Origin of the sequence: Halococcus dombrowskii (assembly GCF_022870485.1) — an archaeon.
In the GTDB taxonomy this organism is placed as follows: domain Archaea; phylum Halobacteriota; class Halobacteria; order Halobacteriales; family Halococcaceae; genus Halococcus; species Halococcus morrhuae.
Map to the genome: position 1 here is coordinate 34,030 of NZ_CP095005.1, position 14,846 is coordinate 48,875.

15 protein-coding genes and 1 pseudogene are annotated in these 14,846 nt (G+C 53.7%); 8 read left to right on the plus strand and 8 right to left on the minus strand.

The window, feature by feature from the left end; genetic code table 11:
• The first annotated feature begins 113 nt into the window (after positions 1 to 113).
• From MUK72_RS00205 to MUK72_RS00215, 3 genes are all read left to right on the plus strand, one after another.
• The gene (locus MUK72_RS00205) at positions 114 to 293 is read left to right on the plus strand and encodes a type II toxin-antitoxin system VapC family toxin (RefSeq protein WP_244702484.1); all 180 of its coding nucleotides are present in this window, start codon (positions 114 to 116) and stop codon (positions 291 to 293) included.
• Positions 294 to 642: 349 nt separating this feature from the next.
• Positions 643 to 2,139 (plus strand): lipopolysaccharide biosynthesis protein, encoded by a 1,497-nt coding sequence (locus MUK72_RS00210; RefSeq protein ID WP_244702486.1) that lies wholly within the window; start codon positions 643 to 645, stop codon positions 2,137 to 2,139.
• 91 nt (positions 2,140 to 2,230) lie between these two features.
• The gene (locus tag MUK72_RS00215) at positions 2,231 to 3,232 is read left to right on the plus strand and encodes an LTA synthase family protein (protein WP_244702488.1); all 1,002 of its coding nucleotides are present in this window, start codon (positions 2,231 to 2,233) and stop codon (positions 3,230 to 3,232) included.
• Between the two features lie 86 nt (positions 3,233 to 3,318).
• On the opposite strand, the gene MUK72_RS00220 is transcribed toward MUK72_RS00215, so the two are convergent.
• Positions 3,319 to 3,984 (minus strand): IS6 family transposase, encoded by a 666-nt coding sequence (locus tag MUK72_RS00220; RefSeq protein WP_244702490.1) that lies wholly within the window; start codon positions 3,982 to 3,984, stop codon positions 3,319 to 3,321.
• A 14-nt stretch (positions 3,985 to 3,998) separates the two neighbouring features.
• Here MUK72_RS00220 and MUK72_RS00225 point away from each other — a divergent pair, with 14 nt between their 5' ends.
• Positions 3,999 to 4,214, plus strand: a complete 216-nt coding sequence (locus tag MUK72_RS00225; protein ID WP_244702492.1) for a hypothetical protein — start codon at positions 3,999 to 4,001, stop codon at positions 4,212 to 4,214.
• A 252-nt stretch (positions 4,215 to 4,466) separates the two neighbouring features.
• Here the strand turns inward: MUK72_RS00225 and MUK72_RS00230 are convergent, their stop codons facing one another.
• Positions 4,467 to 5,648 (minus strand): glycosyltransferase family 4 protein, encoded by a 1,182-nt coding sequence (locus tag MUK72_RS00230; RefSeq protein WP_244702494.1) that lies wholly within the window; start codon positions 5,646 to 5,648, stop codon positions 4,467 to 4,469.
• 391 nt (positions 5,649 to 6,039) lie between these two features.
• Between MUK72_RS00230 and MUK72_RS00235 the strand changes: the two genes are divergently transcribed.
• Positions 6,040 to 6,948, plus strand: a complete 909-nt coding sequence (locus tag MUK72_RS00235) for a glycosyltransferase family 2 protein (RefSeq protein ID WP_244702496.1) — start codon at positions 6,040 to 6,042, stop codon at positions 6,946 to 6,948.
• A 489-nt stretch (positions 6,949 to 7,437) separates the two neighbouring features.
• Here the strand turns inward: MUK72_RS00235 and MUK72_RS00240 are convergent, their stop codons facing one another.
• From MUK72_RS00240 to MUK72_RS00260, 5 genes and pseudogenes are all read right to left on the minus strand, one after another.
• The gene (locus MUK72_RS00240; protein ID WP_244702505.1) at positions 7,438 to 7,884 is read right to left on the minus strand and encodes a sulfatase-like hydrolase/transferase; all 447 of its coding nucleotides are present in this window, start codon (positions 7,882 to 7,884) and stop codon (positions 7,438 to 7,440) included.
• Between the two features lie 38 nt (positions 7,885 to 7,922).
• Entirely contained in the window at positions 7,923 to 9,632 is a 1,710-nt protein-coding gene (locus tag MUK72_RS00245) for a hypothetical protein (RefSeq protein WP_244702507.1), read from the minus strand.
• A 31-nt stretch (positions 9,633 to 9,663) separates the two neighbouring features.
• A complete protein-coding gene (locus tag MUK72_RS00250) occupies positions 9,664 to 10,785 on the minus strand; it encodes a glycosyltransferase (protein WP_244702510.1) in 1,122 nt (373 codons plus the stop codon).
• Between the two features lies 1 nt (position 10,786).
• The gene (locus tag MUK72_RS00255; RefSeq protein WP_244702513.1) at positions 10,787 to 11,941 is read right to left on the minus strand and encodes a glycosyltransferase; all 1,155 of its coding nucleotides are present in this window, start codon (positions 11,939 to 11,941) and stop codon (positions 10,787 to 10,789) included.
• A gap of 95 nt (positions 11,942 to 12,036) precedes the next feature.
• Positions 12,037 to 12,249, minus strand: a pseudogene (locus MUK72_RS00260) (sulfatase-like hydrolase/transferase); the annotation flags it as partial.
• Positions 12,250 to 12,558: 309 nt separating this feature from the next.
• Here MUK72_RS00260 and MUK72_RS00265 point away from each other — a divergent pair.
• Positions 12,559 to 13,713: a glycosyltransferase family 4 protein gene (locus MUK72_RS00265; RefSeq protein WP_244702517.1), complete on the plus strand. Its 1,155-nt coding sequence runs from the start codon at positions 12,559 to 12,561 to the stop codon at positions 13,711 to 13,713.
• A 25-nt stretch (positions 13,714 to 13,738) separates the two neighbouring features.
• Here MUK72_RS00265 and MUK72_RS00270 read toward each other — a convergent pair whose 3' ends face one another.
• Positions 13,739 to 13,993: a hypothetical protein gene (locus MUK72_RS00270; RefSeq protein ID WP_244702526.1), complete on the minus strand. Its 255-nt coding sequence runs from the start codon at positions 13,991 to 13,993 to the stop codon at positions 13,739 to 13,741.
• Positions 13,994 to 14,285: 292 nt separating this feature from the next.
• Between MUK72_RS00270 and MUK72_RS00275 the strand changes: the two genes are divergently transcribed.
• Together MUK72_RS00275 and MUK72_RS00280 are read left to right on the plus strand one after the other, a co-directional pair.
• Positions 14,286 to 14,453 carry a hypothetical protein gene (locus MUK72_RS00275; protein WP_244702528.1) on the plus strand — a complete coding sequence of 56 codons (168 nt, stop codon included), beginning with the start codon at positions 14,286 to 14,288 and terminating at the stop codon, positions 14,451 to 14,453.
• The gene (locus tag MUK72_RS00280) at positions 14,450 to 14,833 is read left to right on the plus strand and encodes a DUF8112 family protein (protein WP_244702531.1); all 384 of its coding nucleotides are present in this window, start codon (positions 14,450 to 14,452) and stop codon (positions 14,831 to 14,833) included. The genes MUK72_RS00275 and MUK72_RS00280 overlap by 4 nt, the downstream gene beginning before the upstream one ends.
• Positions 14,834 to 14,846: the final 13 nt, after the last annotated feature.

The following is a 14,846-nucleotide window of genomic DNA, read 5'->3' on the forward strand; positions in this document are numbered from 1 at the left end:
TCGCTCTCTCAGCGCTTACCGTTTTCGAGGTCGGCGTCGGATTACGCGGGGAGAACGCACAGTATCGCGACGGTTCAACGCAACGATTGAGGACCTCACGGTGGTCTCGCTCGGTGGAGCGACGCACGCCGGGCGTGGGACATCCAGTCGACCTTCGTGACCGCGGCGAGCGCATCGGCGCGCGTGAGATGCTCATCGCCGGCACCGCTCTCGGAAGTTCCGATCCCCGTGTATTCACCCGGAACGTCGATGAGTTTGAGCGGGTCGAAGGTCTTGATGTCGAGAACTATTGACTCGATGGTTCGGCGCGGCGTATCTACTGGGCTTCCCGACCACTTCGGTAGCCTTCTCAGAAACTTCGCTAGACCGAAAGTAACGGTAGTGCTGATCCGGTCCCGGTCGTAGTGAGACTCAACGACCTTTACTGCACCACTTACAGAGTGTCATAGAACAGTTGGCATGATTTTCGCGTATCGGTCGAGAGGCCCGCTACCGCTGGCTCTGAATTGCGACAATATTGGCTGCTTCTCAGATACCGTTTCTCGGGCTCCTGGTGAGGTATGTGAAGAGTTCTATGACACGCTGGCACCACTTACAGAAAAGCATGAAGTACTTTATACTGCATGGGAAACTTTGAATCACGTGCTTGAACTGCTCCGTTCTCTCTACCAGCGACTGACTGCGGGTGGATCAACGATGGAGCAAGCTGTACAGAGTGGCATTTGGGTCGCGGGAATAAACGTAGGTGACCGCATCCTGCAGATGCTGAAGGTCGTCATTCTTGCTCGGTTGCTTTCGCCGGAAGCGTTCGGATTGCTCGGAATCGCTTTGTTGGTGATTGCGGCGCTCCGGCAGTTCTCGAGGCTTGGGTTCGATGAGGCCTTAATTCAGCACGAAAACGAAGACGTCGATGCTTACCTCGACACGGCTTGGGCGATGAAAATCATCCGTGGGTTTGTAATTACAGTTGTCGCTTTTCTCGCGGCTCCGTATCTTGCAGTAATTTTTGGTGAACCGCAAGCGGAGCCACTCATCCGCGTGGCTGGTGTCTCCCCATTAATTCTTGGACTCCAGAATCCGGCGGTTATGTATTTTCAGAAAGGACTCAATTTCCACCGCGAATTTGCCTATCAGGTCGGAGGGAGGCTAGTTGATCTAATTGTAGCGGCCGCCGTCGCGCTCGTATATCGTAGCGTTTGGGCTCTCATAGCAGGGATTATAGCGATGAATCTTATGAAATTTGTACTCTCGTATTTTATTCACGAGTATCGACCAAATATCGAATTCAATGTAGAATATGCCAAAGAAATGTTCGGGTTTGGAAAATGGATGTTTGCATCGGCAATTCTGGTGTTTCTCTACGGGCAGGGAGATGACGCGTTCGTCGGATGGTTCTTTGCTGCAAGTGCACTCGGAATTTACCAACTGGCATATCGATTTTCGAATGCTCCTGCAACTGAAGTCACACATGTCATATCACGCGTAGCTTTTCCAGCACTCTCAAAAGTACAAGATGATTCGGAGAAACTTCGTAAGGGATTCCTCAGAACTATCCAACTATCAGTAACGGTTGCGTTTCCAATGGCAGCGGGTATCGTGGCCGTCGCGCCACAGTTCGTTCTTGTATTCCTCGGAGATCAATGGAGTCCAGCTATATCGGTAATGCAGATGTTGGCCGTTTGGGGAGGAGTTCGCGCGTTTGGGGCAAGTGTTGGACCTGTTTACAAATCTATTGGAAGACCGGATCTCGAAGCACGAATTCAGGCACTTAAGGTCCTTATCCTTGTGATAACCATTTACCCCGCTGCTAGAGCTTTTGGTGTCAATGGCGTTGCCGCTGTCATAGTTGGCAATTCTTTTTTTACTTTGCCAATTCACTTATACTATGTTCTTCCGGTTGTACAAGCACGATTAGGCGAGGTCTTGGAACTGATTGCATATCCATTTGTGAGCTGCGTAGTTATGGCAATTAGTGTCCATACACTGGATTTCTATATTGGCTTGGATGCAAGCATTCTGAATTTGGTTTTCCTCGTCTTGGCTGGTGCATCTGTGTATTCTACAATGATGATTATATTTGAAAAATTGTCAGGTTGCGAATTCGCCGAATTATTCTACGTAGTAAAACAAGGTGTTTGAGTTCATATGACAAAGACACCCTGCGGAAATCGAATTATTGATATGTGGTACAATACAAATTCTCTTAATAATGTCTATCCCTTCCCTAAGAATGGTTGAACAAGGTGTACGAAATCCATCTAAAGCACTAAGTTATCTGAAATGGAAGACTACGCCATTTCTTTCCGGAATTGAGGCAGCGGTGTCATCTCGATTTCCTAGGGGTGATAATGTTCTGGATGAAGACTGGGATTTATTAATAATTCTTGATACATGTCGACTCGATGCTCTGGAAGAGGCAAAACTAATAGGAAACTTCCAGTGTCTTGATTCTGGGTCGATTGAATCGCGCTATTCTGTGGGTGGATCGACACTAGAATGGACCGCACAAACATTTCGAGAATCATATCGTGAACGTGCCAATAAAGTTGACTACATCGCCGGAAACGTACTTGTGGAAGAAGTACTTGACGGTAGGCAGACACCTGAAAATATTGACGACGCTGCATGGAGTCCAACAAAATGGGAAACTCTACCCAAGTCTGAATTGAATAAGTTCATCTCTGCCGGGAGAGCTCGTGAAGTTAAAGAACCAGCAAAAGGGCACGAAGACAGGCCCCATCCTTCGGCAAGACTCGTAACCGATCTCGCAATTAAGCATGGGCGCGAACATGATTCTGACCAACTCATCGTCCATTATGTCCAACCCCACTATCCATACTACGGGGCAATTGAATCTGATGAGCGAGACGAATTAGCTGACTGGGAAGTATTTCCTTTCGGTCAACTTCGCTTTGGAGAAGTGTCAAGAGCGACTGTTTGGAATCGATACATGGCGGAACTCCGTTTAGGACTTGATGCTATTGACATACTTCTTCGGAACTACGAGGCGGAGCGTGTTGCAATCACTGCTGATCATGGGGAGGCCTTCGGTGAGCGGTATCTCGGAGTTCCGGGATACAAACATCGAGTTGGAATGCTTCATCCAAAAGTTAGACAAGTTCCGTGGGCTATAACTTCAGCTACTGATACAGGTGAACGAATCCCCGATATTGATATTGAGACAAGCGATCAAAGCAGAGAAGAGATGCTAGAATCACTCGGCTATCTCTGATTGCCTTCAGCCAAGAACATACTTAATGGATTAAATTTGAGTACCATTCGATCATAATTGCTAGAATATAAATATTAGTGTACTGTCTAATCAGAGTTCGTCACTTCCTCAATCGGTGTGCGGTTATCGAGCGCTTGATTCGGTCGCTGGTAGTTGTAGTAGAAGGTAAATGCGGCTAGCCAGCGCTGTGCGCTGGCTCTGCCGCCCATCCACGTGTGGTGGAAGCGGTCGACGCGCATTTTCAGCGTCTGGAACCACTTTTCGATCAGATTGCGTGTGACATAGTCGAGATGACCGCCCAGATCGGTCTGCGCGAGGGCAGTCAGGTAGCCCATGCCGTCGACGAGGAGCTTCGTTTCAGAGAGGTCGTGACGCCCTTTCAGCTCGGAAAGGAACGAGCTGGCGGGCCGCGTGCCCCGCCAGCGCGAGACTCGGACACCGAGTAGCAGCTTCGAATCGTCATCAAGCGCAGCGTATACCCAGAACTGCCCGCGGCCGATCCGAATCGCCGTCTCGTCGATTGCAACCCGCCGCGGAGCGCTCCGCGGCGGGTCGGGAGCCTCCTCACCAACGCGGTGGGTCCACTGATACACCACCTGATGTGACCGTTTGATGCCGATGCTTTCGAGAGCGGCGGCCGTTTCTCGGTACGAGATTCCCGCTGAGTGGAGCCGCACCGCGAGCGCTCTTAATGAGCCAGGTAAGTTCTGAAGATAGTGGGGCGATTTACCGTAAGTTTTACCGTAAATCATTCACTTGACTGAATATGCCCCCAGATGGATACACGACAGTCACAATCAGCGATAGCGTGGCAACGAAGTTGACGCAGATCATGGCGAGCCATGATCACTCCAGCTACGCTGAGGCGATCGAATACGCTGCTGATACAACCCTCCTTCAGGAGAGTGAAATCACCGTACAGGAACTGATTCAGCTACTCGCTAAACGGATCGATGAGATCGACGAAACCAGTTTACCGTAAAAATTACGGTAGGAACTTCATAACTTCTCTCACTCATTAAGGGCGCTCGCGGTGCTCTCGTCGTCCCAGCACTCAATAGATGGCGTCTCGACGATCTCTGTGAGCAGTTCTTGGAGAGTCATTCACCTCAACCCAGGAACTGCTCTCACTTTGACTAGACACTGCTCTATGTCATCCGATATTTGCTTTACATAATGTACGAAATTAATTCACTTTCGATTCAAGCACGCCAATGTCAGGCACTTCGGCTGATTAGGTCGAAATTGTCTCAAGTACATCAACTAACGAATTTACCGTAGTAGAGATGTCGAATTCCTCCACCATAGTTTCCCGAGCACTCTTCGCGATCTGCTGGCGACGTTCTGAATTATCTAAGAGAGATGCTATCTCACCTGCAAGCCCATCCATCGTTCGATGATCAACCAAAACACCGTCCTTGCCATTAGTAATCAACTCTGGGATTGCAGAGACCGTCGTCGAAACGCACGCCGTTTCGGTCGCCATCGCCTCTTTGAGTGAGACTGGGGCGACGTCACGGTCGCCATCCGAAGCGATTACGCAGGGAAGGACGAACACTTCCGCTTCATGGAGCTCTTTCCGTAATCGTTCATCACTAACGTGGCCGAGGAACCTCACATGGTCTTCGACTTCGTGCATACGTGCATACTCTCGAAGCTTGGACTCTCGACTTCCCTTACCGACGATATGGTATTCTACGTCGTAGCCGTTCGCAATCAACTCGCCGACTGCGGCAATAGCGTATTCGTGACCTTTCTTCTCGACAAGGCGGGCAACAGTGAGAAGGCGGCCAGAGACGCTTCCAGTAGATGGTTCAAACTTATCAACGTCGGTTGTTGCTGGAACCACTGAAATGTCGGTTGTGGTACCGACAGTTTCTCTCAGATATCGTTTGTTGTACTCCGAAGGCGTGATGATGTGATCGTGCCGCGAGCAGACGCGCTGTAGACGTGTCTCGCTCGTTGGCGTGAACATCTCGGTCGCGTGGGCCGTGACCGTACATGGAATATTGTAGTAGGCTGCTGCGTAAGTGGCCGCCATCCGAGAGTGGTTTGCGAAATGCGAATGAATCAGATCTACGCCTCCCTCTGCTTCGATTGCGTCGACAATCTGCTTTGCAAGATTAAGGAGAAACGCATGGTGGTGGGGATAATCCATGAATAAAGCTTGCTTCAAGACCGTAGGATTCAGTATCTTTTCGGAGTGGAGGTTTGGAAGCGAGTCAATCGAGGGCGGATTGGCATAGTATATTGGGATCTCGAAATCGTCAAACTCCGTGTGGGTGATGTCCTCGTTCGGTGGCAACTGAGAGAAGACAGCTAAATCGTGACCCCGTTGATCAAGTTCATATAGCTCGTTCATCACAAAACTCTCTGAAAGGCGAGGGAATTGGCTAAGAACGTAGATGATATCCATGAATCGAATTCTTCGCTGAGATATAAGTGGATTTGGAATGGGGCTTGTCTCATAGGGTGATGCGCAGACAATTGCCGTCTGTCTCGGCTATCAGGAGGCCTCGTAGCGGTAAATACTTTCGATGACACCTATCAGTTGAGTGTTGAGCCACGATCACGCTGGTTGTTTCTGCAAGGCAAGACGTCCTGGTAATTCGAGTAGCGCACCCGGCAGCTCAGGTTTGTACGACTGGGGTAATGGAAAGTATGCTATTTTCTCTCACTGGCTCTGTTGAATCGCTGTAAAGTGATGGATTTTACTGTCCGAGAAAATCCAATCCACCAACAATGCGCTCCACAGATGGGTTCGACACAAATAAGACATCACGCATAGTAGTGGAGAAGAACACAGAATGACGTTAGTTAGCGTAATTATACCCACATACAATCGTTCTGACCTTTTACCCCGGGCTATCGATAGTGTTCTCAAACAAACAGTCGACGACTTTGAACTCATAATTGTTGACGACTGTTCTGAGGACAACACGTCTGAAGTAGTGAAAAGATATAATGATAAAAAAATAAAATTTATTTCGCACTCCAAGAATCAAGGCGGAAGTGCAGCTAGAAACACAGGAATTAAACATGCTGACGGGGATTACATAGCATTTCTTGACTCAGATGACGAATGGATGCCAAGAAAATTAGAATTTCAAGTAAAGTGTTTGGAATCAAGATCAGATGAATGGGCTGCAGTATATTGTGGAACTCGGGGCGTTAGGCATGGGAAAACTAAGACTATTCGTAAAATAATAGGAAATGTCATTGGAGAAAACCCGAATAGTGTACATGGCAAAGAAGGAGGTGAAGAAGTCATAGTTGATATTCTAATGACAAATCTGAAGCATGGAGGAGCATCTACGATCATGGCTAAGTCAGATATAGTGCGTGAAATAAACGGATTTGATGAATCCTTTCAAAGACAACAAGACTGGGAATTTCTCATTCGACTTCTGAAAGTCAAAAAAATGGCATATGTAGATCAGAACCTAGTGATCACTCACGAAACGGGATATCCGTCATCAGACTCACTCAAAGAATCTAAGTCAAAGCTATTCGGAAAATTTAAGGGTGATATAAAATATGCAGAAAGTGCTGGATATCCAGTGAGGGATGCGCACTTATTTGAGCTTTCAAGAGTTTATCTTAGAGAAAATAATTTCCGAAAAGGAATCGGTCATCTCCCTAGCAAAACTCTATCTTTTCGTCAGTACCTTCAATTATCACGAGAAATAATTGAAGGCTTAATGCAGAAATTATAAAACGAAGTATAGAAATCCTGTTGTTATGTAGAAAATAAAGTTTCGAATATCACGGTCAGTATGAAATATTGCTAATCTTCAAAGCATGGAACAGCAGGATGATAAAGGCTGACAACTATGATGATTGGGGATGTACCAATGGTTTCAAATCCATATGACAGGAAGGTATGAAAAATGTCGCCGGCGCTCTGTCTCTTCCTTGGTAGAGCAAACTCGTTCAACATTCGCCAAGATGCACAGAACATTATCCGGCTCCTGTCCGATACTTTCGACCGGGATGCAGCGGTGCGTGGAGATCCATCAGATGCATCCACGCAAAGAACGGTCGGTCATGGTCCCACGCGTCAAGTTCGTCGAACAGGCTGCCGACGACCACCTCGCCGCGCGTCGTGGGGCCGGTCGGTCCGAAGCTGCTGGTAGCGATAGAGGGCGTACAGCCCCGAGGAGAGGGCGGTGTTTTCCATCGACCAAGTTCGGTCACGCGACGAACTAAGCACAGAATTCACCCGCTCGCGGAGCGATCCCGCCGACCCGGCGGATTGCCGATTTCGGTCTCGATGTCCTCGGTGCGGAGGTTTCGAAAGCTGTCGAACCCGTGTCGAAGTTCCGCTCGGTCGTCAGTTGTGGGTTCGATATCGTTGCGATGGTCTCCCAGCCGGTGTTGCGGAAATGAGACGCGAGCGTTTCGGCATCGTTCGGAATCGCCGTCCAGTCAACGTCTGAGTAGTAGGCGCTGTTGTAGCCGTGCAAGCCCGCGTGAAATCCGGGGACCGATTCGGGCGTATACGGGCCGGTCGCAACCGCCGTGTCGAAGACGAGCGACGACCGAGCCAGTTCGGTGAGCGTGGGCGTGGTCGGTCTCGTGTATCCGTTGAACCCGCAGCGATCGTATCGGAGACAATCGACGGTGAGAAACAGGATGTTCGACTTTCCCATGAATTGAGGACAGTTGTACGAGTAATGAATATAACGCCTCAACCACGAGACATGGATCGGTTGACCAATCCAATAGTCTCTCCGTTGTCGAGAACTCGGTTGTAGCCATCGCTATTGGTGTACACTCGAATCGGGTTCCAAGTCAGTCGATATGCTCCAGAAGAGAATCGTGTGACCGCCATCTCCCGGAGAAGAATGTTCTCGTATGACTGGTTCATGAGTGTCGCATTCAATAGCCCATCATTTAGTGCTGTCACCCCCGATACAGAACTGAGCCCTGGTTTCTGCGAGGCAGTCGGGTCGTCGAAGTCTATCTGCTCACGGGCGTAGAAGAAATCCATTGCAACAGCTTCGCCGGTATGTTCCATCATGAAGGCCTTGCCAGTCACTTCCTCATCGGAAAGGTACATCCGAGGCTCGCCCGGGTAGTTGGGCGCAAGTGAAGCTGATCCCGCTTGTGAAGCAACGAGAACGAGGACGAGAGCGAAAGCTGCAGTCCGGTACGCCGTCGTTTCGTTTCCGCCAATTCGTCCGATAGCGATTCCGAGCACGGCTGCGAACATCGGGATGCCGAACAGAATCGCACGCTGTGGGGGAACAACCCCGACGCCAACGATTGCTATCCCAGCGATAGCGATAGGGGCGAGTGCCGCCCCGAGGAGCAGGCTCATCGGCCACGATCGGTCCCGAAACCAGAGCCAGAGTGACGCCCCGGCAACGGCAGGAAGCAATACCAGAAAGTCACCGCGTCGTATGAGAATTCCCACGATTCCAGGATTGCTGGAGACCGCTGCCCGCACCAGCTTGTCGGCTGGCACTATCGAAAAGCCACCCGTCAGCAGCGGTACTAACTTTCCGATAATCGCGGTGCGAGCAAAAGTTGTCAACAGCACCCATTGCAGCGCCAGCCCGACCCCCAAAAGGGCCACAATCGTGCGCGCATCGGCCGAGTCAATCGCTTCCGAAGAGAGAGATAGCTCACGCCCGAGCCATTGATCGATCCGTAGCCACCGAATACAAAGTGCCATGCCGACCGCAGCGACGACGACGAACATCGATATTTTGTGGGCGAACAGCGCGGTTCCGGTAGTGAAAATCGCCAGAGCGACAAATCGGCGGTCGCCGGTGGCGAAGAAGCGAGCAAGAGCGATCAGTATTGGACACCACACCAGGACGGCAATAGTCTGGACGATAGGCCAGTAACCAAAGAGCACGCCGATGGTGGCGACTGCTCCGAGCAAGGCGGCCGTTCCAGTGGCGACGGACCGGTTCGATGGACGGGTGAATCGAGCGGCGAGCACCGCTCCGGTGAGTGGCAACAGCACCCCCAGCAGTATCGGAATGGCGACGAGCACGTTTCGGCCACGTAGACCGGAGACAAGTGCGACTTCCGAGTTCAGAAGGTGGAATGCAGGCAGCGCATAATACGTCGGGACGGCCTGTGCAAGCGTTGCCAAGCTCTTCGTCTGGATGATCCGATGGATTCCGACAGCGTACTTGTCCGGGTCCATCCCGATCATCGAGGCCGGCCACTCGAAGATAAACAGTCGCAACGACACGGCGAGCATCACCGCCAACACGGTGCTCGTCCCGATGGAGATATCACCAACCATCAGTCCGCCGAAAAGAACCATTGCGGCGATGAGCACGAACAGGTGTGGCCACGGGAAGAGCTGGCCCGTCTCGTGGGCACCGACGACCATCACGGCGAACGCGAGGGCGCAGATGGCCATGCAGAGTTTTGCCATCCGCATCATTCCTGATGTCTGTTATTGATAATCATAGAATCTGTTCTTTTGTACTCTTTTCAAGTGCATTAGAACGGTCGACAGATCGAACGAGACGCCCCAACGCTTCAGCTTGATATGGAGTGGTAAAGAACTTCTCGTTCAGCCATTCGTCGGACCAGTTCCGCGCGAGAATCGTGGCAGCCATCTCGGCCGGCGTCTCGGTGATATTCGGCGTCAGAAATCCGATGTCGCCAGCAGGGCGCGAAACTACCGGCACGCCACAGTTCATCGCTTCGAGGAGCACGAGCGGTATTCCCTCGTACGGCGATGGATGCACGTACACATCCGCCGCTCTGTAGTAGCGATGAATCTCCGCGTGTGGGACGTAGCCCGGCAGTCGAACCACCTCGTCGGAAAATCTCTCGGCAAGCTTCTCGCGGTGCGGACCACTCCCCGCGAGCACGAACAGGACATCGCGTTCACTCGCAACGCGCTCGATAACCTCTGCGAGAAAGTTCATCCCCTTCAACCGGGAGAGTCGCCCCACGAACAGGGCGATATCTCTGTCCGATGGGAGGTCGAGTTCCCGCCGACAGGCCGCTTTGTCATTCGGCGGGGAGAACCGCTCGTCCAGTTCGCCGGGCGGCGGAATGGTCACGATGTCCTCGGAGTCCATTCCACGGTAAGACGCTTGCGCGGCCCCGTAGGGACCGAAGACAATCATCGCATCCGAAAGCCGCAGCGGAATTCGGCCGAAAATGTTGTCGAGGAGGAAGATACCCGCCTTCTTCACCCCGGAGTGGCCCTGATATTCCTGGAATACGTCACCGGCGAGTCGAGTGATGGTCGGAACGCCCGCGCGGTGACCCGCCAGCGCTAGCCCCGGCGCGTGTGTCTGATACTTCCAGACCTGAAAGAGAACATCAGGAGACCGTCGACGGATGTACTCACGACAGTCGCGGTACGTCGCCAGAATCCGCGTGTAGGGCGTTCGTGGTGAGCGATGTGTGGTCGATATCTGGGTGTAGTAGTCCCGTACCGACTCGGGAAGCGATGCAGTACCGAACGCATCGAGTTCGTGGTCGGAGAGACAGCGGCCCACGCCGCCGAGGTCCTCGGCGACGTTGTCAGTTGGATTGTCGGCGGTACCCAGATAGACGCCAATTCGCACGTCACGCCCCTCCGATGGTGGTTTCACGGGTGGTTTGTTCCTCGAATGCGCCGAGGAGTCCATCGGTATACCGTTCCATCGAAAAGCGCTCCAGCGTCTCGGTATCGAGACCGTCGAATGACTCGATCGTCGTTCCCGAGAGGAGTCGTGGGAACTCGTCGAGCGAACCGACATGCAGCCGTGGATGGTCGACTGCTGGTACCGCTCCGACAGGTCTTGCGAACACCGTCGTATTGAGTGCCAGCGCCTCGAAGACGACAGCCCCGTACGACTCTGTGTGAGAGGGGAATACGAGTGCGTCTGCAGCCGCAATGGTTTCGAGTGCCTCACCATGAGGGAGTAGCCCACAGATCCGCACTCGATCCTCGACACCGTGCTCGCGTACTGCTTGCTCGACTGTCTCACGTTCATCGCCATCACCGACGATGGCAAGCGTGTACTCTGATGGGAATTCCGAAAGCACCTCAATTGCGCCGACAGGATTTTTGAGCGGTGCGAGACGGCCCACGTAGACGAGCAGTGTCTCGTTCTCGTCGATGCCGAGATCGATGCGTCGCTGGTCCCGGTCCGCCGTCGACACGGCATCAGTAATCCGTTTCTGGTTGAGTATCCCGTGGAGTACCACAACAGTCCCGTCGGTGTACCGTTCGATGATCTCTTTCGTCCGTGGGATTCGACAGAATACGGTCTGACCCATGAAGAACCGAAAATTCACTCGTTCGAGCAGCAGTTGCGGTGAGAGTGACGGATCGGCATCGACCGATGGTGTGTACCCGATGAACGAGACGAGTGGCAGGTCGTAGAACACCGACAGCGCCTTGCCGACCCAGTGAGTCAGATGCGAAGCCGAATGTAGTCCATCCACGTCCTGATCGCGGAGCCACCAGCACAGATAGACGAAGAACAGTACGGATGCGGCGATTCGGGTGATCACCGCGATCGGAGAGTAGATCGGAACCGAGTCGGATTTCACGGGAAACGGACGCCGAATTTCGACGCCATCGACGATCTCGGATTTGGCGAATCCCTTTTCGTGTGGTGTGAAGACAGTGACATCGTGGCCGCGTTCGACTGCCAACTGGCAGAATCGCCACCGAACATGTGCGCCGCCGCTGGTCTCGGGATAGAACGCTTCGGAAAGGACGAGGAGATGCATTACTCCGCGCACCTCACGTCATTGAGACGATGTTTAGATGTGCTTCCCCTGTGTGTGCCCGTCTTCTTGTATTGAGTTTGAGTATCAACATGGACGTCGATAGCGGCATCCGGATACTCCCCGGTAAGCAGCGCCGGCATCGCCTCGCGTGTGTGTGAGCTCGCGCTGTAGGCGCGGGTGAATCGAAGCGACTCCGCCGCGAAGTCGTCAAGTACGGGCGAGGTGTCCCGGCGGTAGCCATAACACGAAAGATGGTCCGCACGCAGCGCGTCGGCCGACAACAGAATCACGTGCTCCCACTCACTCATTACCGAACGAACTCCGGAGGGCGTCTTAGTGTCTTTGTTTCACGAGCGACAGACAGATAGCCCACTCACCGGACAAGGGAAAGAGAGAATACAACGAATTCGTGTGTCTTACATGGGATATGACGGCGGTTGGATGCAATACGCCGGGGTGACCGAACTGAGTAGCGTACATTGGATTAGTCCACCCGAGGTGTGGGTTCACAGCAGAACGCGACCGTCGACGGCCGGTAGGGGTTTCATAAATTCTAACGCCAGATATCATCGGAGCCGATCGAAAGAAGGTTGCCTGCGTGCAGTGGATACCGCGGCGTGAGAATCGCGTTCGTCTCGAATGTCGTGCATCCGTTCGTCAAAGGCGGAGCGCAAAAGCGCATCCACGAGATCGGTACCCGACTCGCTGCCGACGGCCACGAGATCACCGTCTACGGTCGCCAGTTCTGGGACGGACCGCCCGAAACCACTCACGAGGGGCTCATTCTCCGTGCGGTCGCGCCCGCGGCCGACCTCTACACCGACGACCGGCGCTCGATCACCGAGGCGATCGACTTCGCCGCCCGACTTGCCCGCCCGCTTCACCGACGGCTCGCCGCGAACGACCACGATCTCGTGGTCGCCTCCGTCTTCCCGTATTTTCCGGTACTCGCTTCGAAGCTCGCGGCACTCGGGACCGACACGCCGTTGGTGACGACGTGGCACGAGGTCTGGCGCGATTACTGGGAATCGTATCTCGGTCGCACAGCTCCATTCGGCAAGGCGATCGAGCACGTCACCGCTCACCTCCCCCAGCAACCGATCGCCGTTTCAGGAATCACCGCCGACCGCCTCGCCGAGATCGGTCCCTCACGGGAATCGATCGAGGTGGTTCCAAACGGGATCGATGTCGGCCGCATCCAGTCAGCACCACTGCCCGAAGCTCACGGCCACGCTTCCTACGATATCCTGTTCGCCGGCCGGTTGATCGAAGACAAAAACGTCGCGCTACTGCTCGATGCGTTCGATACGGTGGCCGACCGGACCGACGCGATGCTCGGAATCATCGGTGACGGACCGGAAGCTGATCGACTCCAGCAGCAGACCCAACAGCTGGATCATGCGGACCGGATCGACTTTCTCGGGTTCTTGGACGAGTACGATCACGTTCTCGGACATATGCGTGGAGCACGCGTGTTCGCCTCGCCGTCGACTCGCGAGGGCTTCGGGATCACCTGTGCCGAGGCGATGGCCGCCGACTGTACCGTGATCGCCGCCGACCACCCCGAATCCGCCGCGAGCGAAGTCCTCGGCGATGCTGGAATGCTGGTCCAGCCCGAGAGAGCCGCGCTTGCCACGGCGCTTGGAGAAGCACTCGCTGGTGAGCAGCCGACGACGGATCCACAAGAGCGTGCAGCCGAGTACGACTGGGAATCAGTCGCCATCCGGGCCGAGACAACCTATGAGAAAGCACTGCAACAGCACACTGATTGAAACAGTACAAATCTGAGTCCGCGTTTCAGCTTTGGGTCGTGGAGTGATCGGTCACTTCATTCTGGCCTTTTTGCGTTATCTCGTACAAAGCAGTCCCATCATGTATTTTCTCTATATATTCGCCCATATGAAGCGCTTCGAGTCGGCGCTGGATTTGACTTCGCGTATGCGGTGTTGCATCGATCAGATACCCCTGGGTGGCGCGTCCTTCAGCGAGCATTTGTAGGATGGCACGATCAATCCGATTCAGTTCGGCCACGTCTGTTGTACTCGTTGCCATTCTATTGGCAAATAGGTGACGCGGTCGTATTAATGTTCATCATTGCGTGCAGTATATCGTGCATAATGCATACATTGAAGTGAGCGGAGAGTATAGACGCAGCTAAGAAGCGCGGATCGCCTGAAGAACCTCTTCGGGCCAGCGCTAGGACGCTGACCCGCGCTTCTCAGGAGAGAAGCATGTCACAATGCGAACCAGCCGCTCTTGAATCCAGCGGCAGCGACCGACGTATCGTTACGAAAGCAAACGACGGACTGGCGCTCCAGATTCCACCCAGTAGGAGGACCAGACAATGACGATCCTTCGCTGCCACTGCGATGTCCCCGATCTCACAATCACGAACCAGTCCTACGACGACAGTAGTGCGTTCGAGGCCGACGAATGCCAGTACTGTGGGCGCACGGGCACGCTCGTCCACAAAGGGACGACAGGCACGACGCTGTCGGGGTGTCTGCGATGACGGCCCGCAACGGCGATCACGTCGTCACGACCATCTCGACCACCCCACAGCAGGCACTGTCGGGGACCACGATCGGCACCGGGTCGTTCGCACAGTGTGCGTCCTGTCAGTGCTCGATCGGCGAGGGGAGCACCGTCGCACTGCGCGCCCATCGCTTCACCGACGAGGCCCGCTGGACCACCGCCACGATCCACTGTTCGCGCTGTCTGTCCGAGCACGGCACGATCACCACGCCCACCACGGGCGCTGCCGAGATCGTCGTCGCCGGTCGACTGACGCTGCGGGGTGACGCCGCGACCCAGAGCCATCGGCTCGTCTTTACCGCCGACGAGGGCCCCGCAGCCGTGCTCGATTACGCAGGTCCCGACGACGGCCACTAACCGGTGGGCGTCT